Source organism: Pseudomonas sp. UBA7530, assembly GCF_002479365.1.
Classification (GTDB): Bacteria; Pseudomonadota; Gammaproteobacteria; order Pseudomonadales; family Pseudomonadaceae; genus Aquipseudomonas.
The window spans coordinates 33,436-56,526 of the sequence record NZ_DLMS01000012.1 but is presented as its reverse complement, the minus strand read 5'-3'; the positions used below and the strand labels follow the sequence as shown (position 1 = coordinate 56,526).

General features: G+C 63.3%; 22 protein-coding genes. 9 read left to right on the top strand and 13 right to left on the bottom strand.

The genetic code is table 11. The annotated features are described in order from the left end of the window. Positions 1–47: 47 nt before the first annotated feature. The 4 genes from B2U07_RS20440 to sbcD form a co-directional block, all read right to left on the bottom strand. On the bottom strand, positions 48–413 hold the full coding sequence (locus B2U07_RS20440) for a hypothetical protein (RefSeq protein ID WP_275546006.1): 366 nt from the start codon (positions 411–413) through the stop codon (positions 48–50). Between the two features lie 69 nt (positions 414–482). Further along, a complete protein-coding gene (locus B2U07_RS20435; protein ID WP_296277665.1) occupies positions 483–1,580 on the bottom strand; it encodes a GGDEF domain-containing protein in 1,098 nt (365 codons plus the stop codon). A gap of 249 nt (positions 1,581–1,829) precedes the next feature. Continuing rightward, positions 1,830–2,789, bottom strand: coding sequence for a quinone oxidoreductase family protein (locus B2U07_RS20430; RefSeq protein ID WP_296277664.1), 960 nt, complete (start codon positions 2,787–2,789; stop codon positions 1,830–1,832). Positions 2,790–3,165: 376 nt separating this feature from the next. Then, positions 3,166–4,380: an exonuclease subunit SbcD gene (sbcD, locus tag B2U07_RS20425; protein ID WP_275546009.1), complete on the bottom strand. Its 1,215-nt coding sequence runs from the start codon at positions 4,378–4,380 to the stop codon at positions 3,166–3,168. A 215-nt stretch (positions 4,381–4,595) separates the two neighbouring features. On the opposite strand from sbcD, the gene B2U07_RS20420 reads away from it, so the two are divergent. Both B2U07_RS20420 and B2U07_RS20415 read left to right on the top strand, forming a co-directional pair. Next, complete coding sequence (locus tag B2U07_RS20420; RefSeq protein WP_275546010.1) at positions 4,596–5,396, top strand: 50S ribosomal protein L11 methyltransferase; 801 nt, start codon at positions 4,596–4,598, stop codon at positions 5,394–5,396. A gap of 3 nt (positions 5,397–5,399) precedes the next feature. Then, positions 5,400–6,749, top strand: coding sequence for an APC family permease (locus B2U07_RS20415; RefSeq protein WP_275546011.1), 1,350 nt, complete (start codon positions 5,400–5,402; stop codon positions 6,747–6,749). A 2-nt stretch (positions 6,750–6,751) separates the two neighbouring features. Here the strand turns inward: B2U07_RS20415 and B2U07_RS20410 are convergent, their stop codons facing one another. Beyond that, positions 6,752–7,171 carry an Lrp/AsnC family transcriptional regulator gene (locus B2U07_RS20410; RefSeq protein WP_275546012.1) on the bottom strand — a complete coding sequence of 140 codons (420 nt, stop codon included), beginning with the start codon at positions 7,169–7,171 and terminating at the stop codon, positions 6,752–6,754. A 121-nt stretch (positions 7,172–7,292) separates the two neighbouring features. On the opposite strand from B2U07_RS20410, the gene yjeH reads away from it, so the two are divergent. From yjeH to B2U07_RS20390, 4 genes are all read left to right on the top strand, one after another. Beyond that, positions 7,293–8,546 (top strand): L-methionine/branched-chain amino acid transporter, encoded by a 1,254-nt coding sequence (gene yjeH, locus B2U07_RS20405; protein ID WP_275546013.1) that lies wholly within the window; start codon positions 7,293–7,295, stop codon positions 8,544–8,546. 149 nt (positions 8,547–8,695) lie between these two features. After that, entirely contained in the window at positions 8,696–10,018 is a 1,323-nt protein-coding gene (locus B2U07_RS20400) for a TAXI family TRAP transporter solute-binding subunit (RefSeq protein ID WP_275546014.1), read from the top strand. Between the two features lie 212 nt (positions 10,019–10,230). Further along, a complete protein-coding gene (gene yejK, locus B2U07_RS20395; protein ID WP_197858334.1) occupies positions 10,231–11,238 on the top strand; it encodes a nucleoid-associated protein YejK in 1,008 nt (335 codons plus the stop codon). A 75-nt stretch (positions 11,239–11,313) separates the two neighbouring features. Further along, the gene (locus tag B2U07_RS20390) at positions 11,314–11,634 is read left to right on the top strand and encodes a glutaredoxin family protein (RefSeq protein WP_275546015.1); all 321 of its coding nucleotides are present in this window, start codon (positions 11,314–11,316) and stop codon (positions 11,632–11,634) included. Positions 11,635–11,652: 18 nt separating this feature from the next. Here B2U07_RS20390 and B2U07_RS20385 read toward each other — a convergent pair whose 3' ends face one another. The 4 genes from B2U07_RS20385 to B2U07_RS20370 form a co-directional block, all read right to left on the bottom strand. Further along, positions 11,653–12,588, bottom strand: coding sequence for a glutathione S-transferase family protein (locus tag B2U07_RS20385; protein WP_275546016.1), 936 nt, complete (start codon positions 12,586–12,588; stop codon positions 11,653–11,655). Between the two features lie 64 nt (positions 12,589–12,652). Next, complete coding sequence (locus B2U07_RS20380) at positions 12,653–12,934, bottom strand: GIY-YIG nuclease family protein (RefSeq protein ID WP_275546017.1); 282 nt, start codon at positions 12,932–12,934, stop codon at positions 12,653–12,655. Continuing rightward, a complete protein-coding gene (pcsA, locus tag B2U07_RS20375; RefSeq protein ID WP_275546018.1) occupies positions 12,931–13,650 on the bottom strand; it encodes a phosphatidylcholine synthase in 720 nt (239 codons plus the stop codon). Before pcsA ends, B2U07_RS20380 begins: the two co-directional genes overlap by 4 nt. Before the next feature lie 101 nt (positions 13,651–13,751). After that, on the bottom strand, positions 13,752–14,222 hold the full coding sequence (locus B2U07_RS20370; protein WP_197858324.1) for a nuclear transport factor 2 family protein: 471 nt from the start codon (positions 14,220–14,222) through the stop codon (positions 13,752–13,754). A gap of 155 nt (positions 14,223–14,377) precedes the next feature. Between B2U07_RS20370 and B2U07_RS20365 the strand changes: the two genes are divergently transcribed. Then, positions 14,378–15,319 carry a GlxA family transcriptional regulator gene (locus B2U07_RS20365; protein WP_275546019.1) on the top strand — a complete coding sequence of 314 codons (942 nt, stop codon included), beginning with the start codon at positions 14,378–14,380 and terminating at the stop codon, positions 15,317–15,319. Between the two features lie 57 nt (positions 15,320–15,376). Here B2U07_RS20365 and B2U07_RS20360 read toward each other — a convergent pair whose 3' ends face one another. From B2U07_RS20360 to B2U07_RS20345, 4 genes are all read right to left on the bottom strand, one after another. Continuing rightward, on the bottom strand, positions 15,377–16,138 hold the full coding sequence (locus B2U07_RS20360; RefSeq protein ID WP_275546020.1) for an amino acid ABC transporter ATP-binding protein: 762 nt from the start codon (positions 16,136–16,138) through the stop codon (positions 15,377–15,379). Positions 16,139–16,295: 157 nt separating this feature from the next. Next, positions 16,296–17,393 (bottom strand): amino acid ABC transporter permease, encoded by a 1,098-nt coding sequence (locus tag B2U07_RS20355; RefSeq protein WP_275546021.1) that lies wholly within the window; start codon positions 17,391–17,393, stop codon positions 16,296–16,298. Between the two features lie 9 nt (positions 17,394–17,402). Further along, the gene (locus tag B2U07_RS20350; protein WP_275546022.1) at positions 17,403–18,587 is read right to left on the bottom strand and encodes an amino acid ABC transporter permease; all 1,185 of its coding nucleotides are present in this window, start codon (positions 18,585–18,587) and stop codon (positions 17,403–17,405) included. 239 nt (positions 18,588–18,826) lie between these two features. Then, positions 18,827–19,855, bottom strand: a complete 1,029-nt coding sequence (locus tag B2U07_RS20345; RefSeq protein WP_197858315.1) for an amino acid ABC transporter substrate-binding protein — start codon at positions 19,853–19,855, stop codon at positions 18,827–18,829. A 477-nt stretch (positions 19,856–20,332) separates the two neighbouring features. On the opposite strand from B2U07_RS20345, the gene B2U07_RS20340 reads away from it, so the two are divergent. Then, positions 20,333–20,992, top strand: coding sequence for an alpha/beta hydrolase (locus B2U07_RS20340; RefSeq protein ID WP_275546023.1), 660 nt, complete (start codon positions 20,333–20,335; stop codon positions 20,990–20,992). Positions 20,993–21,016: 24 nt separating this feature from the next. After that, positions 21,017–22,918, top strand: a complete 1,902-nt coding sequence (locus tag B2U07_RS20335; protein WP_275546024.1) for an acyl-CoA synthetase — start codon at positions 21,017–21,019, stop codon at positions 22,916–22,918. Positions 22,919–23,091: the final 173 nt, after the last annotated feature.

Sequence of the window (23,091 nt, the reverse complement as noted above, 5' to 3'; positions counted from 1 at the left end):
GCCGATGAAGGCGTTCATTCTGGCATTGTCCTCAGCCGCGTGCAGGCTCAATCGCGGCAGTAGCCCTCGCCGCTGCGCACGGTCAGGCAGTTCTGCTTATCCAGCAGCCACTTCATGCCGGTGGCCTCACCGTCGGTGGCGGTGATGGTTTCGACTTCTCCATCGCGCACGAAAACGATCTTCCCTCCCTGCGCACGGCCGACGAAGCGCCGCGGACCATCGAGATTGGCGATGGTCAGACGGTAATCGGCAGGCGTGCCGCTGATATCCAGATAAGTGCCTTCCGGCCCGTTCCAGCGGCCCTGCCATTGTTCGGTCAGCCTGGCGTCCTGCTCGCTGGAGTTTTTCGCACAGCCAGTGAGCAAGAGGGAAACGGCAGCAGTCGCGAGAAGAAAATGCGCAGGTCTTTGCATGAGGCTCTCCACAGCAATGGGGGTAGTCGCTTTCGACCAGAGCGGCTCATGGCCGGTTCAGGCCTGTACTCAAAGGACCTCGATACGGTCGCGGCCATTGGCCTTGGCCCGGTACATGGCCTGATCCGCGCGTTCCATCAGGCTGTCGAGGCTTTCGCCGGGATGGTATTCGGCAATGCCGAAGCTTGCGCTGTTGCGCTCAACGCGGTCGAACGAAAAGCCGTTGATACGCTTCTGCAGCGCCTGCACGGCCCGCATCGCATGCTCTGCATCGGTCTCGGGGAGGACGATGAGAAATTCTTCGCCGCCGAGTCGGCCGACTTTATCCACGACCCGCACACCGTCGCGCAGCAATCCGGCGAATTGACGCAGCACGCTGTCTCCGATCGCATGACCGTGTGTGTCGTTGACCGTCTTGAAGTGGTCGATATCGATCAGCACCACCGAGAATGGCGTGCCGTAGCGGTTGGCCCGTGCAGCTTCTTCGACGAGAAAGTGCAGGGTACGCGCGCGATTCCACAACCCGGTCAGGCTGTCGATGCTGGCGCTCAGGACCAAGCTGTCCTGATGCAGGAACATGCGTTTGTATGCCTTTTCCAGCAGAAATGCGCTGAGCAGGCCGAAGGAGAACGAGGCGAGAATCCAGATCAGGTGCAGGCGCTGCATGCCCGGCTGCAGCGAATCACCGAGAGTGACGAGGAGAATCACCAGCACCGACGCCGAGGCCGTTGCGCTGGCCTGACGCAGGGTGAGCCCGGAAACGGCGAAGGTCCACATCAGGTTGAGGTAGATCTCCGGTGCGTAATGGACGAACAGCGGTGTGCCGTAATTGAAATAGAGATTGGCTGCCGCCGTACACACGGGCGCCACCATGAGAATGGCGAACATGGTGCGCTGGCGGTTCGGCTGAAAACTCAACAACCCAACTGCCAGCAGCGCTCCGGGCACCATCAGCCCGTGAACGATGAAACGAGCCCATACCTGCTCGCTCGCCACGTTCTGCTCGATGGCGGCATAGATCAGGTACAGCGCCATCGTCAGGAATGCGACGTAGCGAATCTGCGGAATCTTCGCCTGCAGATACCAGCTGACGAACGCCTGCCGAGTCGTCTCGGGCGCCCCGTGCAGGGGGTTCAGCGCACGTATCAAGGAATTCAACAACGGCACCTTTGCACCTCAGCCAAATGGCCATCATCCACAGCATAGAACGCCTGCAGCGGAATAGACCACAAGACGACGCCTGAGGGCTGCGGGGAAGGAGGAGCGCAGGTGGGCCGAATCCCCCCCGGCAACTGGAACGGTCAACCCAATTGGTCACAACAAAGCGGCTTCGGCACTGGCCAGACAGGGCAAAACTGGGAAGAAGCGCGGTTCACCGCTGTGAATGAGCGTTCGACTTCCTGCTCAGACCGGGTTTTACGGTTTGATGACGATACGCCCAAGCGGCTTCTCCTTCTCGGCATAATCATGGGCTGCGGCAGCCTCCGATAACTTAAACGTTCGGTCAATGACGCTGCGAAGACTGCCCTTAGCAATGGCCTTCAACATGTCGTCAACATTCGAACGTACGGAGGGTCTCTCGAAAAGGGTTCCCATGAACACGCCCAGGAGTGTCTGGTTGGCCTGCATCGGTGGCCACAGGTCAGCTGTCAGGTTGCCGCCCCCCGCATTACCGACAAAGACAAGACGGCCCTCATGCGCGAGACAGGAAAGGGAGGCCTGCAGAGTCTTTCCAACCGGATCGATAGCGAGGTCGACGCCTGCGCCTTCTGTGAATTTATGAACTGCTTCCACCACGTCACAGTTAGCGCGGTCTATTACGTGGTCAGCGCCGAGTTCGACCAAGCGATTTTTGCGCTGTGCCCCGCTTGCTACAGCAATTACAGTCGCGCCCGATTGTGCTGCAAGCTGAAGAGCAGCAACCCCTACTCCGCCGGCAGCCGCCTGGATGAGAACAGTCTCCCCACGTGTAAGTGCGCCTCGCGTGAAAAGACAGTGGTAAGCGGTTCCAAATGAGATTGGTATAACTGCAGCACCCGAGGCATCTAGCTCATCGGGTATGCACCACGTTCGCGACTCCGGCACAGACCAGAGTTCCGCATGCGAACCCTGCATATCGAACGCGACGACCCTATCCCCGACCTTGCGGTTTCTGACCTCCGTCCCGATCTCGATCACGGTTCCGGATGCCGCATAACCGACTACCCAAGATGGATGGGGCGGCGGTGTAGAGCGACGGTTGATCAGGTCACCACCCTCGAGCGAAATGGCCTCAACGGAAATCAGCACTTCACTTGGACCAATAGCGGGTCTTGGAAGATCGATGTATCTCAAAACACTAGGGGCGCCGGGTGTATCGTAGGCTGCTGCTTTCACAATTTATCTGCTCCTTGTCCGAATCAAGCTGTGGATGAGTGCGCTCAACCTGCTACGACTGAAGCAACTTCTCGGCACCAAGTCGGCCTCAAGATCCGTTCCAGCTAGCGTATTCCCGTAGCGAAACGACACTGATTCAGAACGTCGATTTATCGACGTTGTTCCATCGGTTTCAGATAAGTGAACCTACGTGGGGAACTGCTAGCTCGTGGTTTTGGACCAGCTTCCCGCGCCGCGTTCAAGCGGCGGTTTGATCGAAGTAGATTCGCCAGGGTGCCCAATGTCTATCTTGCGCTTGGCGTTGATAGGCGGACGTACCTGGGGCTGGAGCGTGTCGGCATAGGCATGCGCTAGCGAACAAAGCGCACCAGAGCATCTAAGCCCGCGGCAGCGCTTCCAGCACCTGCCGATACAGCCCCTGCAGGCGTTGGGCATCGTCTTCTTCGAACGCCTCCTGCTGCAGCCGACGGGCGAAAACGTCCTCCACGCTCAGCTCGTCCAACGTCTCCCGCGAGTCACTGGCCAAGCTGGCTGCCGCATTGCCACGCTCACGGCGGATGCGCAGTACGTCCACTGGCAGCCCTTCGCAGAGAGCGTTGATGCGGCTTTGCAGATCGCTCAGGTAATCGTCGCTGCTGACCTGCACCTCCAGCCAGACCGGGCGCTCGGGTGTGCCCTGTTCAGCGGCCGCAGCGATGGCACCGGCCAGCTCCTTGAGCGAACCGCGCAGGCTGGCCATGGGCTGGAATACCGGTACGGGCAATGGCGTGATCGATTGTAGCTCCCCCTCGCCGAAGTCCAGCAGCAGCACTTCCTTCTGCTGGCGCGCCTCGTCGAAGGACAGGGCAATCGGCGAGCCGCTGTAGCGGATGTGCTCCAGGCCGCCGACCTTTTGCGGGCGGTGGATATGACCAAGGGCGATGTAGTCGGCCGGTGGGAAAGCGCTGGTGGGGAATGCCTCCAGGCTGCCGACGTAGATTTCGCGCACCGATTCGCTGGCGCTGGCGCCCACGGTGGTGAGGTGGCCGGTGGCGATGATCGGCAGCGCCGGAGCAAACGCCTCGCGCCTGCTCAGCGCCAGCTGGTACAAGGCCTGGTAATGCTCGGCGATGGCCTGCTGCAGCGACTGTTGCTTGTCCTGCGCGCTCTGCCCGGCCTGGCTGGCCATGACATCTCGCGGGCGAATGAAGGGGATGGCGCAGAGGATCGCGCCCGGCTGGCCCGTGCGATCAAGCAGCACCAGCACCTGTTCACCCGGATCGACACCCACGCCCGGCACCACGCGGGTGCCCAGTTGCGCCAGCAGGCTGCGGCTTTCGCCGAGCATGGCTGGCGAGTCGTGGTTGCCGCCGAGCACCACCAGCGCGCAGCCGGCATCGCGCAGGTCGACGACCAGACGGTAGTACTGTTCACGGGCGTAGCTGGGCGGCGCGCCGGTGTCGAACACATCGCCGGCGATCAGCAGCACGTCCACTTCATGCGCGTGTACCTGCTCCAGCAACCAGGCACAAAAGGCCTGGTGCTCGGCCTGACGGGTCTTGCCCATGAAGTGCTGGCCCAGATGCCAGTCGGAGGTGTGCAGGATGCGCATGCGAAAACGACCAAAGCGAAAAACCCGCCTACAGTGCCTGCGCAGCTGGATGCTGGCAATGCCGGGCGCCGCATCACATCCGGTTACACAGCCGCAGGCGTTGCGCCCACTGGGTTGAAGGGCGTTCTTGCCCGATCCTGCTGCGTATCGATACGAACCTAGGTCCCGCTCGCCAGTCGGAAAAAAATCGCCACCCTCGTGAGGAGCTTTTCCCGATGAGCGCTCTATCCGTTCGCAGCTTCGCCTCCCTCACCCTGCCCGTCGGATTGCTGGCCGGTCTGCTGATCGGCCCCGCGCAGGCCCAACAACCAGCGCGGCTCGACGTGCCCTACGTACCGACGCCGGAACCGGTCGTCGCGCACATGCTCAAGCTGGCGGAAGTCGGCCCGGACGATTACCTCATCGACCTGGGCTCGGGCGACGGCCGCATCGCCATCTCCGCGGTGCAGGATCATGGCGCCAAGGCTGCACTCGGCATCGATCTGGACCCCGAGCGTGTCAAAGAAGCCAAGGAAAACGCCAAACGCGAGGGCGTGACCGACAAGGTCACCTTCGAGCAGGGCGACCTGTTCCAGAAGGATATTTCCGAGGCCGACGTGCTGACCATGTACCTGCTTTCCACGGTCAACATGCGTCTGCGCCCGGTGATTCTCGACACGCTAAAACCCGGCACTCGGGTGGTGTCGCACGCCTTCAGTCTCGGTGACTGGGAGCCCGATCAGAGCGATGTGATCAACGGCAGCTCGGTATTTCTGTGGATCGTGCCGGCCAAGGTGGCGGGCCAGTGGACCCTCGAACTCGATGGCAAACGCTATCAGGTCGAACTCGATCAGCGCTTTCAGAAAGTCACGGGCACGGTCGAAGGCCATCCCGCTGGACTCAGCGGCCAGTTGAAGGGCAACGAACTGCACTTCACCCTCGACGACAGGCTGTATGTCGGCCAGCTCAATGGTGATCGTATCGAGGCGGTGCCGGCGGACGGCGCGCAGCAGGGTTGGGTCGCGTACAGGAGCTGAACCATGACCTCGCTAGCGTCCTCCCAGCGCGCCGGGCTTTCGGTCGTCGATGCCGTGGCCATGCTGGTCGGTGTGGTGATCGGCGTCGGCATCTTCGGCCTGCCGCCGCTGGTGGCGCAACATGCCAGCAGCGCCGAACTGTACCTTGCGCTGTGGCTGGTCGGCGGCCTGGTGATGCTGATCGGCGCGTTGTGTTACGGCGAGCTGGGCGCAACGCACCCGGACCAGGGCGGTGAATACCATTATCTAAGCCTGGCCTGGGGGCCGCAGATCGCCCTGCTGTTCGCCTGGGCTCGCGGCACGGTGATCCAGACCGGCGCCATCGCCGTGGTCGCCTTCATCTATGGCGACTACGCCCAGCGCCTGCTGCCGCTCGGCGAATATGGCGGGGCCTGGCATGCAGCCTCGGTAGTGGTCGCGCTGACCCTGCTCAATGTGCTCGGCACACGCGAATCGCGGCGGGCGCAGGTGTTCTTCACCGGGGTGACGGTACTGGCACTGCTGACGGTGGTGCTCGCTGGCCTGGCGCTGGCCGAACCGCAGCCGACCGCTGCCACCTCGGCACCTGCCGGCGGCAACCTGGCCGGCATGCTGGGCATGGGCATGGTCTTCGTGCTGCTCACCTACGGCGGCTGGAACGAGGCAGCCTATCTGTCCGGCGAGTTGCGCAACCCAGCGCGCAACATGAGCCGCGTGCTGCTGATCGGCACGGCGGTGGTGACCGCCATCTACCTGCTGGCGAACCTGGTCTTTCTGAATATCTTCGGCCTCGACGGCCTACGCCAGAGCGACGCAGTGGCAGCGGACCTGATGAGCATCGTCGCCGGGCCAAGAGCCGAAGCACTGCTGGCGCTGTTCGTCTGCCTCACCGCCTTGAGTACGTTGAACGCCACCCTGTTTACCGGCGCGCGGGTCTATTACGCGCTGGGCCGCGACGTGCCGCTGTTGGCCTTCATCGGGCGCTGGAACGAGCGCGGCGCCACGCCGGTGCGCGCGCTGCTGTTGCAATGCGCATTCACCTTGCCATTGATCCTGTTCGGCGCGCTGAGCGAGAACGGCGTGGAGACCATGGTGGCCTACACCGCCCCGGTGTTCTGGCTGTTCATGTTCCTCGTCGCCCTGGCGCTGATCCGCCTGCGCCAGCGCCAGCCCTGGGTGCCGCGGCCGTTCAGCGTGCCGCTGTATCCGCTGACGCCGATCCTGTTCGCCGCGACCTGCCTGGGCCTGCTGTATGCCAGCACGCTCTACGCTGGCAGTGGCGCATTGCTTGGCTTGCTGGTGCTCGGCGCCGGCCTGCCGTTGCTGGCCCTGCAGCGCCCGCAACCGGAACTGCAAGGCGAGCACGCCGAGTAGCGCTACATCGCCCAGTCCTTGACCACCACATGGGTCTTGACCTTCTGCATGCCGGGGAACGCCTCGATGGCCCCGCGCACTTCGCTCAGGCGCGTCATGCTCGGCGCTTCGATGAACACCAGCATGTCGGTTTCCCCGCTGATGCCGCTACAATGACGCACTTCGGGCAGCGCGCGCATGCGCTCGACGTATTCCTCGCAACGCCCGCCCTGATAGAAAAGCTCTAGAAAGGCCTTTACCCCCGCCTCGCCCAGCTCCGCCACCTGGGCGTGATAGCCACGAATCACCCCGCTGCTCTCCAGATGGCGAATCCGCTCGCTGACCGCCGAACGTGACAGATTCACCTCACGTGCAATCTGGCTGATGGAGGTACGCGCATCGCTGCGCAGCAGAGCGAGGATCTGGCGATCGAACTTGTCCACGGGCTTCTCGGGCGGCAATCAGTTTGACGGGGAAAACCACCATTTCGTCGGCAAAAGGCGCCAGCCTGCAAACGGCCAGCGCCCTACCATGGCGGTATCGGAAAGAGGATGAGCATACCCCATGAGTCGCTTGAACAAGGAGTTGGGCCTGTTGCAGGGCATCGCGCTGCTCAGCACATCGCTGCTCGGCACCGGCATCTTCGTGGTGCCGGCACTGGCGGCCACCGCGGCCGGCGAGGCCTCGCTGTGGGCCTGGCTGCTGCTGATTAACCTGGTGTTGCCGGTGGCGTTCACCTTCGCCCAGCTGGGCAAGCGCTTCCCCCATGCCGGTGGCGCGCCGCACCTGATCGGGCGCGCCTTCGGCCTGCGCATGGAGGGCGTCAGCGCCCTGCTGTTTCTCGCCGTGCTGCCGGTCGGGCTGCCGGCTGCCCTGCATATCGCCAGCGGTTTCTGGCTGGCCTTGTTCGACCTCGATCGCACCGGCCTGCTGCTCATCGAACTGGCGACCTTGGTCGCCATGCTCGTACTCGGCCAACGCCCAGCAAAAGCATCGGGCACGCTGCAGGGGCTGATTGCCGTGGCCATCGTCGCCAGCGTGGCACTGATCTGGTGGGTTGGTGACCTGCCGCGCGCCAGCCAACCGCTGCTGCCGACGATGGACGGGCAATGGCACCTGCTGCCTACGGCGCTGGCAGTCATGTTCTGGTGCTTCGTCGGCATTGAGGCCTTCACCCATCTGGGCGAGGAGTTCAAACATCCCGAGCGCGACTTTCCGTTGGCGCTGCTGCTCGGCGTGCTGCTGGCCGGCCTGGTGTACTGGGCCTGTTCGGTGGCGGTGCTGAGCTTCGCCACCTATGGCGACGTGCACAGCGATACCGCCGCCCTGCCGCGTTTGTTCTCGCTGCTGCTTGGCGACCAGGCGCGCGTGCCGGTAACGGTGCTCGGCTATCTGGCCTGCTTCGCCTCGATGAACGTGTACATCCAGGGTTTTGCCCGGCTGATCTGGAGCCTGGCCGACGAGGGCCGCCTGCCGGTCGCGATGGCTGCGCGCAATCGCCATGGCGTACCCGGCAGGGCATTGCTGCTGGTGGTGTTCAGCTGCGCACTGTGCACTACGCTTTCCGCCTCGTTGAACCTGTCCGTGGACGACCTCATCCGCTACGCCAACGGCAACTTCGTGCTGATCTATCTGCTCAGCATGGCCGCTGGCTGGGTGCTGCTGCGAAGCTTCTGGCGCCTGCTCGCAGGGCTTAGCGCAGTGCTCTGCGCCGGCGTGTTGCTCATGCTCGGCGGCGATGCCCTGTACGCCGTGGCGCTGCTCGGCGCGTTGCTGCTGCTCGATCGCCTGCGCGTCATGCACAAGGCCATGACCTGACGCAACCGCTCTGCCAGCGCAAGGTTACCTGCACCTCCGCGGCCGTTAGGGGTCGAAAACGGCGTAACCCGAGCGACGACGCAGCCAAGGCGTGACCTTCGTCGCTCAGGGGTTCTATCCTTGAATCGAGAATGCCGAAAGGATGCCCAATGCACCGCGTACTGAACGATCTGAAAATCATGATCCTGACCAACCTGTGGATCGTCCCGGTGGTTGGGGTAATCGTCTGGGCCTTGTTCCAGTTCGTCCCGCCACCGCCGCAGATGAGCGCGAGCATGGCCACCGGCACGCCGACCGGGGCCTATCAACAGTTCGCCGAGCGCCTGAAGGAGGAACTGGCCAAGGAAGGCTTCGAGCTCAAACTCGTACCGACCTCAGGCTCGCGTGACAACCTGGAGCGCCTGCTGGCGACGAACCCGCAAGTCGAAATCGCCCTGGTGCAAAGCGGTCTGGAGCGCCAGCTTACAGCCGCGCAGCAGCGCCAGTTGGAAAGCCTGGGGGCCATCTATCAGGAACCGCTGTGGCTGTTCTACCGACGTGACGTGGAGCTCGATCGCATTGCCGACCTGCTGCCGCTGCGCGTCGGCCTGGGCGGCGATGGCAGTGGCACTCGCGCCGCCAGCGACGCCATTCTCGGCGCTAATGCCATCGCCCCCGAGCAGTATCCGGAAACCTGGCAGAGCACCGGCGGCGGCAAGGCGGCACGCGCGCTGATGGCCGGCGAGTTGGATGCCGCATTCTTTGTCGGGCCTGCGGAAAACGCCCTGGTACAGCAACTGGCCGCCAACCCGGACATCGTCCTGGCGCATTTTCGCCGCGCCGCCGCCTATGAGGCGCGCCTGCCGTTCTTCAATCGGGTGGAGGTCGGCGAAGGCCTGCTCGACCTGGCCAGCAACGCGCCGGATCGCGATATCGTCACCCTCGCGCCCGTCGCGACGCTGGTGGTCAACGATGAATTCAACCCCGGCCTGGTGCCGCTGTTTCTCGAGGCCACCCGCGAAGTGATGAGGAAGGGCACGCTACTCGACGCGGCCGGCACCTTCCCCAGCGCCGAGCCGCGCACCTTCGACCTGCACAAGGACGCCAGGCACTACTACGACAAGGGGCTGCCGATCCTGCAGCGCTACGTGCCGTTTCGCATCGCCTCGCTGGCCGACCGCTACATCATCCTGCTGATCCCGCTGATCGTGGTGATGATCCCGCTGCTCAAGGCCGTCGGGCCACTTTACCAGTGGCGCATCCGCGCGCGCATCTATCGCTGGTACAAGTACCTGCGCGAGATCGACCGCAAGCTGCATGCCGGCTCGCTGCCCGACGAGCTCGACAGCGAGATCGCCCGCCTGGAGCACCTGGAGGACGAGCTGGCATCCGTGGAAGTGCCGCTGTCGTATTCCAACCAGCTGTACGAGTTGCACCTGCACGTACGCTACGTGATCGAGCGACTGCGCGAGTTGCAGCAGCGGCGGCACTGAATGACCATCGCGGCTGAAGCCGCTCCTACAGAATTCATCCACCCGTAGGAGCGGCTTCAGCCGCGAAGGCTTCAGCTTGGTTGCCCTACGATTGACTGTGCGCCGCGACTTTCTGCGTGACTACAAGACGCTTCACGGAACGATCCATGCCGGAATCCAGCGGCCGCTTCGGGTAAACTTCGCCTCCTGTTTCATCTGCCCACGAGACCGCCATGCCGATCCGTCACTGCATCGTCCACCTGATCGACAAGAAGCCCGACGGCAGCCCTGCCGCACTGCACGCCCGCGACAGCGAGCTGGCCACGTCGCAAGCCATGGAAAACCTGCTGGCCGACCTCAACGAGAGCTACAACGCCAAGCAGGGCAAGGCCTGGGGCCTGTTCCACGAGGAATCCGGCGCTTACCCGTTCAGTGGCTGGCTCAAGGCCTATCTCGATGGCGAGCAGGATTTCACTGCCTTCAGCCGCCAGGCCGTCGAGCAGTTGCAGAAGCTGATGGAGGAATCCAACCTGTCCACCGGCGGCCACGTGCTGTTCGCCCACTATCAACAGGGCATGACCGACTACCTGGCCATCGCCCTGCTGCACCACAGCGAAGGCGTGGCAGTGACCGACGCATTGGACGTGACCCCGGCCAAGCATCTGGACCTTGGCCAGTTGCACCTGGCCGCGCGCATCAACATCAGCGAGTGGCAGAACAACAAGCAGTCCAAGCAGTACATCTCCTTCATCAAGGGCAAGAACGGCAAGAAGGTCTCGGACTACTTCCGCGATTTCATTGGCTGCCAGGAAGGTGTCGACGGCCCGGGCGAAACCCGCACCCTGCTCAAGGCCTTCAGCGATTTCGTGGAAAGCGAGGACCTGCCCGAAGAGCAGGCGCGCGAAAAAACCAAGACCCTGGTCGGCTATGCCACCAGCCAGGCCAAGCTGGGCGAGCCGATCACCCTCGACGAACTCTCCGGGCTGATCGACGAGGAGCGCCCCAAGGCCTTCTACGAACACATCCGCAACAAGGACTACGGCATGGCCCCGGAATTTCCGGCGGACAAACGCACCCTCAACCAGTTTCAGCGCTTCACCGGCCGCGCCGAGGGCCTGTCGATCAGCTTCGAGGCGCACCTGCTGGGCTCGAAGGTCGAATACGACGAGGGGCGTGACATGCTGATCATTCGCCAGCTGCCGACCCAGCTCAAGGACCAGCTCAAGCGTCGCCAGGACTGATAGCGCAAGATTGGCGGGATGGCCCCGCGCGGTTTACCCTGATATGACCGCGCCATCACACAAGGACGCGAAACGATGAAGACGATTGTGCTGCTGCTCGCCGCCCTGGCCCTGTGGCAACACTGGGACAAGGTCGAGCGCTGGATCGACCCGCCCCAGGCACGCAATGCCAGCGGCGAAGTGGTGCTCTATGCCACGCAATGGTGCGGCTATTGCGCCAAGACACGCGAGCTGTTCGCCGAGGACGGCATCGCCTATCGCGAAGTGAATATCGAGACCGATGCCGCCGGCCGCGCCCAATACCAGGCCTTGGGCGGGCGCGGCGTGCCGGTGATCGACCTGCGCGGGCAGGTCATCCACGGCTACGACGTACGCGCCATCCGCGCCGCCTACTGACAGGCGGCGCAGCAAGCTTCAGCGCGCCTCGATGCGGAAGCCCAGGCGTGGGAAGTGCACATGCACGACGCCGGCGCGCTCGTCCTCGCGACGCAGAATCAGCTCGTCACGCCCGGCATGCAGCAATTCGCCTTGTACCGGGTCGACACCATAGTCCACCGCCGCGATGCTCACCGCCTGGCCGGCCTCGAAGCCATTGGGGTCGACGAAGGCTTCGTCCGGCAGCGCCGCCGGCGTGGCAGCACGCGCCACCTCAATCGCCTGCTCGCCGCTCATCTCGCTCAGCGATCCATGGCCGAAGCCCAGTACCCGGGCGAGCCAGGCAGCGACCTCGGGGTAATCGTCGACCAGCGGCGAGGTCACCGGCGTGCCGCGCAGGAACCACAGGCAATGGGCCACGGAGAAGTCTGCGTGCGATGGCTCACCGAAAAGGAAGTCACCCTGCTCGCACTGCAACTGACGCTGCAATGCGCCCATCAGCGCCGGCCACTGGTGCTTGGCCTGCTCCAGCGGCAGACGGCTCGCCGTGCCGCCGGAGAACAGCGCACTGCGGTCGGCGGCGAAGGCCTTGGCGAACTCCGGCGGCACCTTGGCGAAGCGTAGCGCCATCGACTCTGGCTGAAATACCAGCGCCACGACGTGCTGGAACAGTACCGAGTCAGCCCATTGCGAGAGCAGGCTGACGTTGAACGCCTGAGCTTCGGGGAACAGCGCCGGCGTGGCCTTTTCGGCCTCCAGGCGGCGGGCGATCAGCGCCGTATCGCAATAGATGTCAGCACCGACCTGCAGCACCGGCGTCTTGCGGTAGCCGCCGGTCAGTGCGGTGAGGTCGGGCTTGGGCATCAGCGGAGGGATCATCGCCGAACGCCAGGACAGTTGCTTGAAGCCCAGCATCAGGCGGGCCTTCTCGGCGAACGGCGAGGTCGGATAATGGTGCAGGATCAGCTCGTGCATGGCGCGCTCCGCGACAAAGTCGAAAGCTGCAGCTTAACCGCCTCGCTTGGCCACGCCCACCGTCTCAGGGTGATGCAACGCTATCAACGGCCAGAATGAGCGCCTCTTTGGCGCTTTTGCTCAGGCGTTTGATCGCCCGCTCGCGCCGCAGCGCGTCGCCCTTGCCGGCACAGGCCTCGACATAGGCAAGCGCCAGCGCGGGGCTGGTATGGAAGAAACGCGCGCCCTTGCCACTCTGGTGCTGGGTGAAGCGCCGTTGCGGGTCATCGCTGATACCGCAATAAAGAGCGCCATTGGCCGCACGCACCAGATAGACGAACCAAGCCTTTTCGACGGCCGCATTCATCCGCGTGCTGGAAACCACTCACGCGCCGAGCGCCACAGGCACATGCCGACGAAGTAAGCCGATGCCAGCCACCACAGCGCCAGCAGCCAGAAATGGTTGGCCGGGTACTGCAGAATCAGCAGCGCGCTGGAGAGCATCCAGACGAAGGTCACCAGGATGTTCAGCGGCATGAACTGGCGTACGCGGAACGGGTGCAGGAACTTCATCTTGGTCAGGGTCAGGCCGGCCAGCAGCACGATCATGCCCAGGGTGACCCAGGGATGCACATCGAGGATGTAGAAATACAGCACCACCACGTTCCAGGCCGCCGGGAAGCCGACGAAGTAGTTGTCCTTGCTCTTCATGTTCAGGTTGCAGAAGCAAAACAGCGAGGACAGCAGGATCAGCCCAACGGCGAACAGCGGCGTGTAATCCGGCAACGGGATGAAGCGGTAGAGGAAGATCGCGGGGATGAAGACGTAGGTGAGGTAGTCGATCACCAGGTCGAGGGTCGAGCCGTCGAAGTGCGGCAGCACGCCCTTGACGTCATAACGTCGCGCCAGCGAACCATCCAGGCCATCGACCAGCAGCGCCAGGCCAAGCCACATCAGGCACTGCTTGGGTTGGCCGTCGAGTACAGCCAACAGCGCCAGCAGAGCGAGGATCACACCGCTGGCGGTAACGGCATGAACCCCCCAGGCTTTGGCCTGTTTTACGGCAACGATCAGTTCGGTCACGGCAGGTCTCGATTGGCAGTGGAGATGCGACACCCCATGTGCGCACGCTCATTATTGAAGGCTAAGACCGAATAGCCTACCACTGCGTTCCTTCGCCCGCCTTAGCGCGAAGCGCGGAATTGGACGAGACCGCGTGCCGCCTGTCGACGAATGGCGGCCTGAACCGGTGGCGCCCAGCCCAATAGCAGCCCCTTGCCACCGAGCGCCTGACGCGCCCATCGCCACAGATCGAAATGATCGCGATGTTCGACGATCAGCCCGTCGCGGAACACGAAGCGCGCCTGGATGTGGTTGACCACCTGGCGACCAGTGGCACTGAAGCGGTAGCTGGCAATCCAGCGCGCACTGCCGGCATGGTCATCGGCGTGCACCGAGTCGAAGGTCAGCGAAAAGTCTTCGGCGCGGCTGCACAGCATGCGCCACATATCACCTGCCTCTGCGCCGCGCAGGCCAACGAAGACCGGGTCGGAGAACTTCACGTCCTCGGCGTAGCAGGCCGCCATGGTCTCGGCATCGAGCTTCTGGAAAGCGCTGTAGAAACGCTGGAGTAGTTCGGCGTTGGGGTGGCTCATGACTCGTTCCTGCGTGCGTTCTGGTGGTGACCGGCGCGCATGCGCGCTACGGCACGTGAATGCAGCCTAGTTTGTGCGCGGGAGAATCCGGTGACGACTGGCGATAAAGACAACCTTGTGTCAATAATCGCCAAATCCACACAAGAGCCGGTTTCATGCTGCGCATCGCCCTTTATATCTGCCCGCAAACCATCTGCTCCAGCCTGAGCATGGCGCAGGACGCCTTCAGCCTGGCCAATCGCCTCGCCGATACGCCGGGCTTCGAGCTGCAGCGCTTCAGCCTCGATGGACAGTCGGTGCAGCTGGATTTCGCGCAGATCCGGGTCGATGGCGGCCTGCAGTTGGCCGAACAGGCCGACCTGCTGATCGTGCCCGCCACCGGCAGCGCCATCAGCAAGACTCTGGAGAGCAACGCCAGACTCCTGCCCTGGCTGGCTCGACGCGACCGACAGCAAGTAGCGAGCCTGTGTAGCAGCGCCTTCCTGCTGGCAGCAGCCGGTCTGCTCAATGGTCGCCAGGCCACCACCCACTGGGCACTGGCCGGGGCCTTCTCGCACCACTTTCCCCAGGTAAACCTGCGCAGCGACCTGCTGCTGACCGAAGATGGCCCGTTGTTCTGCTCCGGGGGCGCACAGGCCGGGCTTGACCTGTGCCTGCACCTGATCGGCCGGTATGCCGGCGAATGGCTCGCACAACAAGTGGCCAGTGCCATGGTGATCGAGCGCCAGCGCGGCACGCAGACGCGCTTCGCTCCACTGCTACCCAACACCGAAGACAAGGCACTGGCGCCGCTATTGGCCTGGCTGCGCGAACACCACGCCGAGGCCATTGATCTCAACCGCCTGGCGCAGCAGGCCCATTGCTCGGCGCGCACCCTGCTGCGCCGTTTCAAACAGGGCACCGGGCTGACCCCAGGCGACTACCTGCAGCGCCTGCGCATCAGCGTCGCGCAACAGGCGCTGGCCGACTCGACGCAGTCACTGGAGCAGATCGCCAGCGAAGTCGGGTTCGCCGACCGCGCCACCTTCGCCAAGCGCTTCAAACAGCTGTGCGACGAAACGCCCGGCGCCTTTCGCAAACGCATGCGACGCAGTTAATACCAGGCAAAGAAAAAGGGAGCCTGAAGGCTCCCTGATACACAACGCGACGCCGACTCAGTGCAGGATCTGGCTGAGGAACAGCTTGGTGCGCTCGTTCTGCGGGTTGGTGAAGAAGGTGTTGGGCTCGGCCTGCTCGACGATCTCGCCCTTGTCCATGAAGATCACCCGGTTAGCCACGGTACGGGCAAAGCCCATCTCGTGGGTCACGCAGAGCATGGTCATGCCGTCTTCGGCCAGGCCGATCATGGTGTCCAGCACCTCTTTCACCATCTCCGGGTCGAGGGCCGAGGTCGGCTCGTCGAACAGCATGATCTTCGGCTTCATGCACAGCGCACGGGCAATCGCCACACGCTGCTGCTGACCTCCGGAGAGCTGACCCGGAAACTTGTGGGCCTGTTCGGGAATGCGCACACGCTCGAGAAAGTGCATGGCGATTTCCTCGGCCTGGCGCTTGGGCATCTTGCGTACCCACATCGGCGCCAGGGTGCAGTTCTGCAGCACGGTCAGATGCGGGAACAGGTTGAAGTGCTGGAACACCATGCCCACTTCGCGGCGGATCGCCTCGATGTGCTTGAGGTCGCTGGTCAGCTCGGTGCCATCGACCACGATGCGCCCCTGCTGATGCTCTTCCAGACGGTTGATGCAGCGAATGGTGGTGGACTTGCCCGAGCCGGACGGCCCGCACAACACGATACGCTCGCCCGGTTGCACGCTGAGGTTGATGTCCTTGAGCACGTGGAACTGGCCGTACCACTTGTTCACGCCCTGCAGCAGGATCATCGGCTCGGCGCTGGGTTGCTTGATTGCTTCACTCATAAATTCACTCCTATCGAGGGGCTCGATTCAGGATTTAGCGAGCTAGAGCCAGGCAAGGCGAAAACATTCGAGGGAGCGGAGCGTACTGTTGTACGTGAGCATTCCGAGAGTGTTTTCAACGACGCCTGGTCGACGCGCAGCAAATACTGATCAACTCCTAACGCTTGTGGCCGGTGTCCAGCTTCCTCTCCAGATGCATGGAGTAGCGGGACATACCAAAACAGAAAATCCAGAAGACCAGCGCGGCGAACACGTAGCCCTCGGTGGCCATGCCCAGCCAGGCCGGGTCGGTGGTCGCCTGCTTGATGCTGTTGAGCAGATCGAACAGGCCGATGATGATCACCAGGCTGGTGTCCTTGAACAGGGCGATGAAGGTGTTGACGATGCCTGGAATCACCAGCTTGAGCGCCTGCGGCAGGATCACCAGACCCATCGTCCGCCAGTAGCCCAGGCCCATGGCCGCGGCCGCCTCGTACTGGCCCTTGGGGATGGCCTGCATGCCACCGCGCACCACTTCGGCGATATAGGCGGCCTCGAAGAAGATCACCATCACCAGGGCTCGCAGCAGCTTGTCGAGGCTCATGCCTTCGGGCAGGAACAACGGCAGCATCACCGAAGACATGAACAGCACGATGATCAGCGGCACGCCGCGCCAGAATTCGATGAAGGTGACACAGATGACCTTGATCGCCGGCAGGTTCGAACGTCGCCCCAGCGCCAGCAGGATGCCCAGCGGCAAGGCGCCGGTGATGCCGACGTAGGCGATCACCAATGTAAGCATCAGGCCGCCCCAGCGGCTGGTAGGCACCACGCTCAGGCCGAACACGCCGCCGTGCAGCAGGCACCAGGCGATGATCGGGTAGATCACCAGGAATGCCACGCCATAGAACGCCTTGCGCGGCATCTGCGGGACGAACAGCGGCGCAGCTCCGACGATGGCCAGCCAGATGGTGGCATCGACCCGCCAGCGCTGCTCGCTGGGGTAGAAGCCATACATGAACTGGCCGAAGCGTTGCTGAATGAACACCCAGCACGCGCCTTCCTTGGTGCAGTCTGCGCGGGTGCTGCCCACCCAGTTGGCATCGAAGATCGCCCACTGCAGAAGCGGTGGAACCACGAGCCAGATCAGGTACAGCGCCAGCAGGGTCAGCAGGGTGTTGAACCAGTTGGAGAACAGGTTGGCCTTGAGCCAGCCCAGCGCGCCGACGCTCATGCTCGGCGGCGGCAGGTCAGGCTTGAAGATATGGGTCTGCATGGCTGCTCCTTACCGCTCGGTCAGCGCGATGCGCTTGTTGTACCAGTTCATCAGCAGGGAAATGCTGATGCTGATGGCCAGATAAACGCTCATGGTGATCGCCATGACCTCGATCGCCTGACCGGTCTGGTTAAGTACCGTGCCGGCGAACAGCGAGACCATGTCGGGGTAGCCGATGCCGGCCGCCAACGAGGAGTTCTTCGCCAGATTGAGGTACTGGCTGGTCAACGGCGGGATGATCACGCGCAGTGCCTGCGGGATGATCACCAGGCGCAGGGTGATGCCTGGGCGCAGGCCCAGCGAACGCGCGGCTTCGGTCTGGCCATGGCTGACCGCCATGATCCCCGAGCGCACGTTCTCGGCGATGAAGGCTGCGGTGTAGATGGTCAGCGCCAGGGTCAGCGCCATCAGCTCGGGGATCATCACCCGGCCGCCGCGGAAGTTGAACCCGGTCAGCTCCGGCACGCTCCAGTGCAACGGGTTGCCGGCGACGAGAGCCGTCAGCCCGGGGATCAGGACGATCAGCGCCAGCGACGTCCACAGCAGCGGGAAGATCTTGCCGGTGGCTTCGCGGCGCTTCTTGGCCCAGCGCCCCAGCGCGATGATGCCGACGATGGTGGCCAGCAGGATCACAACGAACAGGCCGAAACTCTCCGACGGGCTCGGCGCCGGCATGTACAGACCACGGCTGTTGAGGAAGAAGGTTTCGCCAACATCCAGGCTCTGCCGCGGTCCGGGCAGGGCGAGGAAGACCGCGAAGTACCAGAAGAGGATCTGCAGCAGCGGCGGGATGTTGCGGAAGATCTCGATATAGACGGTGGCCAGTTTGCTGATCAGCCAGTTCGGCGACAGCCGCGCCACGCCCAGCACGAAGCCGAGTATGGAGGCCAGCACGATGCCGATGAAGGACACCAGCAGCGTATTGAGCAGACCGACCACGAACACGCGACCGTAGCTGTTGCTCTCGGTGTAGTCGATCAGGTGCTGGGCGATACCGAAGCCGGCGCTGTTGTTGAGGAACGCGAAGCCGGAGATGATCCCGCGCTTCTCCAGGTTGGCCTGGGTGTTCTGGAAGAGAAACCAGCCGAGCGCCACGACGGCGACAACGGCAATGATCTGGAAAGCCCAGGCGCGCACCTGCGGATCGTTCAGAAGCGATCCACGCGGGCGCGGGGCGTTAGCAGTCGTATGCATGACAACCCTCACGGAAGCCCCGGCCGTACACAATCAGGCCGGAGTTCACTTAATCGGAAACGACAGCGGCAGCCCCCGAGAACCGGTCCATAGTCTGCTGCGCGTCGGGCCTGCTGCGTCATAAACAGGCTCAGAATGCTCATTTACAACTCGTAAACTGCGCTTCTTCGCCTGCTTTTTCCTTGCATGCCTCTAGCTCGCGAGCCTATGAACAGATTCTCGTCTGCCGCTGTGGACGGTCAACGCACCGGCGGTGCGTACTGCAGACCACCCTTGTTCCAAAGGGCGTTGAGACCACGCTCGATCTTCAGCTCGCTGCCGGCACCGACGTTACGGTCGAAGGACTCGCCGTAGTTACCGACTTGCTTGACGATCTGCACTGCCCAGTCTTTCGGCAGCTTGAGGTCCTTGCCGAACTCACCTTCGGTCCCTAGCAGACGGGCTACGTCCGGGTTCTTGGTGGATTTGGCGGTTTCTTCGACGTTGGCCGAGGTCACGCCCAGCTCTTCGGCGTTGAGCATGGCGAACAGGGTCCAGCGCACGATATCGAACCACTCCTCGTCACCCTGACGAACGGACGGGCCGAGCGGCTCCTTGGAGATGACTTCCGGCAGCACCACGTAGTCGCCCGGGGTGGCCAGCTTGATGCGCTGTGCGTACAGCTGCGACTGGTCGGAGGTCAGCACGTCGCAACGACCGGCTTCGACCGACTTGGCGCTCTCGTCGGAGGTATCGTAGGTGATGGGGGTGTACTTCATGCCGTTGGCACGGAAGTAGTCGGAGAGGTTCAGCTCGGTGGTGGTACCGGCCTGGATGCAGACGGTGGCACCGTCCAGTTCCTTGGCGCTGGAAACCCCCAGCTTCTTGTTCACCAGAAAGCCCTGACCGTCGTAGTAGGTCACGCCGGTGAAGTTCAGGCCCAGCGCCGCATCGCGCGAGCTGGTCCAGGTGGTGTTGCGCGAAAGGATGTCGACTTCGCCGGACTGCAGCGCGGTAAAGCGCTCCTTGGCGGTCAGCGGGCTGTACTTGACCTTGGTCGCGTCACCGAACACCGCGGCTGCAACCGCGCGGCAGACGTCGACGTCCAGGCCCATGTAATTGCCCTTTGCATCGGCGTAGGAGAAACCAGGCAGACCGTCGCTGATACCGCACTGCACGAAGCCTTTCTTCTGCACCGCATCCAGGGTGGCGCCTGCCTGAGCAAAACCACTGACACCGAGCACAGCTGCGGTAGTCAGAACAGCCAGGGTGGATTTCACCATCTTCATCAAAAACCTCCAGTTGCTCTTGTTGTGTTGGAGTCTCCGTCCGCCTTCCCCACCCTTTTGAGGCTTGCGATCCGCTGGCAGCAACGGTATCGACGAGAAGTTCGAACGTCAGGCGGGAGTCTAGTCGGCATTACCCTCTGCTGGCCAACTGCTCCTGCCCTGCCCATTGGTTGAACGGGCTTGAGACGGATCGTCATCCGCCTGGGCGTATCACCGCCCCGACGGTCTGGTTAGGAACCCCCCACAGCAGATTCCTGCCTGTTGAGCAGCGCGCATTACACAGTGTTACCGTTAGCGCACCGCGTCGTCAGTCCGGATGAGGCATAGCAAGCCCCGTACCAGCACACGGCGAACTGCCGTATCCAAAGGGGTCAAGCGCAAAAGATTCACCCGTGCGACAACTTGTTCACAGATTAGCCAAGCCTTGAAAAGGGTGCCGCCCCAAATAAAGGCACCTGCACCACACTGGAGCTACCAATGACCGCACCCATGATTCTGCAGCCCCCGCAAACCGCCGATGCCAGCGTGATCTGGCTGCACGGGCTGGGCGCTGACCGCTACGATTTCCTGCCGGTCGCCGAGATGCTGCAGGAACGCCTGCCGACCACGCGTTTCATCCTGCCGCAGGCGCCGACCCGCCCGGTCACCATCAATGGCGGCTGGAGCATGCCGAGCTGGTACGACATCCTTGCCATGAGCCCGGCACGCGCCATCGACCAGGCGCAGCTGGACGAGTCCGCCGATGAGGTAATCGCGCTGATCGAAGCCGAGCGCGAAAGCGCCATCGCCGCCGAGCGCATCGTCCTGGCCGGCTTTTCCCAGGGTGGCGCGGTGGTGCTGCACACCGCCTTCCTGCGTTACCAACAGAGCCTCGGCGGGGTGTTGGCGCTGTCGACCTACGCGCCGACCTTCAGTGACGACATGCAGCTGGCGGATACAAAAAGACAACTGCCGGTGCTTTGTTTGCATGGCAGATTCGACGACGTGGTGACACCCGACATGGGACGTGCCGCGTACGACCGCCTGCACGCCAGTGGCGCACAGGTGCAATGGCGCGACTATCCGATGACCCACGAGGTCCTGCCGGAAGAGATTCGCGATATCGCCGAATGGTTGGGCCAGTTGCTGGCCAACTGACCGAACCGAAGAGATGCACGATAAATGAGCACAGCGCCCCTGATTCGCACCCTGCAGGATATCGAGCAGATCGAGAGCACGCCGTTGAGCGAGCGCGATCTACCCGGCAGCACCTTCGAGCTGATCCGCCGCACGGCACAGGCCAACCCCGATGCACCGGCGCTGTCGTTCATCCTCCAGGGCACGGGCGATGAAACGCCACTGCGCCTGAGCTATGCCGAGCTGCTGGCCAGGATCACCCAGACCGCCAATGCCTTTCATCGCCTGGGTTTACGCCCGGGCAAGGCAGTCTCGTTCCTGCTGCCCAACCTGCCGCAGACCCACTACACCATCTGGGGCGGCGAGGCGGCGGGGATCGTCAACGCGATCAACCCGCTGCTCGATCCCGAGCACATCGCCGAACTGATCCATGCCTCCGAGTCCGAACTACTGGTGACCCTGGCGCCCTTCCCCGGCACCGACCTGTGGGACAAGGTCGAGGCCCTGCGCGATCAACTGCCGGAGCTCAAGGCGATTCTCTGCGTGGACATGGCCAACCTGTTGCCGGAACCGCAACGCAGTGCGCTCAAGGCCCAGCGCGGCCCGTTGCCGGACGGCGTGCTGGATTTCGATGAAACCATCGCCGCCTGCCCCGCCGACCATCTGGAAAGCGGACGCGTGATCGCCGCCGAGGACATCGCCAGCTACTTCCATACCGGCGGTACCACCGGCACGCCGAAACTGGCGCCGCACAGCCACGGCAACGAAGTGGCCATGGCCTATAGCATGAACCTGGTGACCCGCTTCGGCGTCGGAGACGTGACGCTCTGCGGCCTGCCGCTGTTTCACGTCAACGGTGTGATCGTCACCGGCCTGGCGGCCTTCATCGGTGGCGCCGAGGTGCTGCTGGCCACGCCGCAGGGCTATCGCAACACCACGCTGATCGGCAATTTCTGGAAAGTGATCGAACGCCACAAGGTCAGCTTCTTCAGCGGCGTGCCCACCATCTATGCCGGCCTGCTGCAGGTGCCCAGCGAGGGCCATGATCTGTCCTCGCTGAAATACGCGCTGTGCGGCGCGGCGCCGATGCCTGTCGAGCTGATCCGCCAGTTCGAGGCCAAGACCGGCCTGACCCTGATCGAAGGCTACGGCCTGACCGAAGGCACCTGTGGCAGCTGCGCCAACCCGCCAGCCGGCGAACGCCGCCCTGGTTCCATCGGCCTGCCGATGCCTTACTGCGAGGTGCGCATCAAGGTGCTCGACGAACAGGGACACTACGTTCGCGATGCCGCGCCAAATGAAATCGGCAACCTGTGCATCCGTGGCGCCACGGTGTTCAAGGGCTATCTGCAGGCGAGCAAGAATACCGGCATCTGGGTCGATAGCGACTGGTTCAACACCGGCGACCTTGGCCGCGTCGACGTCGATGGCTATATCTGGCTGACCGGCCGCAGCAAGGACCTGATCATCCGCGGCGGCCACAACATCGACCCGCAGATGATCGAAGAAGCCCTGCACAAGCACCCGGCCGTGGCCATGGCCGCTGCCGTGGGCAAGCCGGATGAGAAGGCCGGCGAGCTGCCGGTGGTCTACGTGCAGCTCAAACCCGGCAGCCAGATCAGCGAGGCGGAACTGCTCGAGCATGCCGCCGCGCACATTCCCGAGCGCGCCGCAATTCCCAAGGACGCCTGGATCATCGATGCCATGCCGCTCACCGCAGTGGGCAAGACATTCAAGCCGGCGCTGCGCTTCGATGCCATCACCCGCGTCTACCAAGCTGCCGTCGGCGAGCTGCATCCTGCCGCTCGGGTCGAAGTGCTGAGCGACGACAAGGCCGGTCAACTGGCTCACGTTCACCTGCCGAATCAGGATCAGGCACTTGCCGAGGCCATCGGCGAGCGCCTGGCCGGCTATGCAGTAGGCCATCGTATTCACTTCGCAACGTGATCCAGAGCGCGCAAGGACGCGCGCCAGTTAACAACTTTGCACTTTCGTGCCGCCATTGGTCGGTCTGGCTTGGGACAGGCATTGCCAGGCCTCCAGCGGCGGAATAATGTCGAGCGATCCGTAGACACGACAGGGAGCGTTGGTGGAGCCCTACGGCCTATTCCCCCGGCCAG

What these genes read in the sequence shown, in the direction of transcription:
- B2U07_RS20440 (WP_275546006.1), bottom strand. Translation starts at nt 413, where the DNA reads ATGCAAAGACCTGCGCATTTTCTTCTCGCGACTGCTGCCGTTTCCCTC.
- sbcD (WP_275546009.1), bottom strand. Translation starts at nt 4,380, where the DNA reads ATGCGCATCCTGCACACCTCCGACTGGCATCTGGGCCAGCACTTCATG.
- B2U07_RS20420 (WP_275546010.1), top strand. Translation starts at nt 4,596, where the DNA reads ATGAGCGCTCTATCCGTTCGCAGCTTCGCCTCCCTCACCCTGCCCGTC.
- B2U07_RS20415 (WP_275546011.1), top strand. Translation starts at nt 5,400, where the DNA reads ATGACCTCGCTAGCGTCCTCCCAGCGCGCCGGGCTTTCGGTCGTCGAT.
- yjeH (WP_275546013.1), top strand. Translation starts at nt 7,293, where the DNA reads ATGAGTCGCTTGAACAAGGAGTTGGGCCTGTTGCAGGGCATCGCGCTG.
- B2U07_RS20400 (WP_275546014.1), top strand. Translation starts at nt 8,696, where the DNA reads ATGCACCGCGTACTGAACGATCTGAAAATCATGATCCTGACCAACCTG.
- yejK (WP_197858334.1), top strand. Translation starts at nt 10,231, where the DNA reads ATGCCGATCCGTCACTGCATCGTCCACCTGATCGACAAGAAGCCCGAC.
- B2U07_RS20390 (WP_275546015.1), top strand. Translation starts at nt 11,314, where the DNA reads ATGAAGACGATTGTGCTGCTGCTCGCCGCCCTGGCCCTGTGGCAACAC.
- B2U07_RS20385 (WP_275546016.1), bottom strand. Translation starts at nt 12,588, where the DNA reads ATGCACGAGCTGATCCTGCACCATTATCCGACCTCGCCGTTCGCCGAG.
- B2U07_RS20380 (WP_275546017.1), bottom strand. Translation starts at nt 12,934, where the DNA reads ATGAATGCGGCCGTCGAAAAGGCTTGGTTCGTCTATCTGGTGCGTGCG.
- B2U07_RS20370 (WP_197858324.1), bottom strand. Translation starts at nt 14,222, where the DNA reads ATGAGCCACCCCAACGCCGAACTACTCCAGCGTTTCTACAGCGCTTTC.
- B2U07_RS20365 (WP_275546019.1), top strand. Translation starts at nt 14,378, where the DNA reads ATGCTGCGCATCGCCCTTTATATCTGCCCGCAAACCATCTGCTCCAGC.
- B2U07_RS20360 (WP_275546020.1), bottom strand. Translation starts at nt 16,138, where the DNA reads ATGAGTGAAGCAATCAAGCAACCCAGCGCCGAGCCGATGATCCTGCTG.
- B2U07_RS20355 (WP_275546021.1), bottom strand. Translation starts at nt 17,393, where the DNA reads ATGCAGACCCATATCTTCAAGCCTGACCTGCCGCCGCCGAGCATGAGC.
- B2U07_RS20350 (WP_275546022.1), bottom strand. Translation starts at nt 18,587, where the DNA reads ATGCATACGACTGCTAACGCCCCGCGCCCGCGTGGATCGCTTCTGAAC.
- B2U07_RS20345 (WP_197858315.1), bottom strand. Translation starts at nt 19,855, where the DNA reads ATGAAGATGGTGAAATCCACCCTGGCTGTTCTGACTACCGCAGCTGTG.
- B2U07_RS20340 (WP_275546023.1), top strand. Translation starts at nt 20,333, where the DNA reads ATGACCGCACCCATGATTCTGCAGCCCCCGCAAACCGCCGATGCCAGC.
- B2U07_RS20335 (WP_275546024.1), top strand. Translation starts at nt 21,017, where the DNA reads ATGAGCACAGCGCCCCTGATTCGCACCCTGCAGGATATCGAGCAGATC.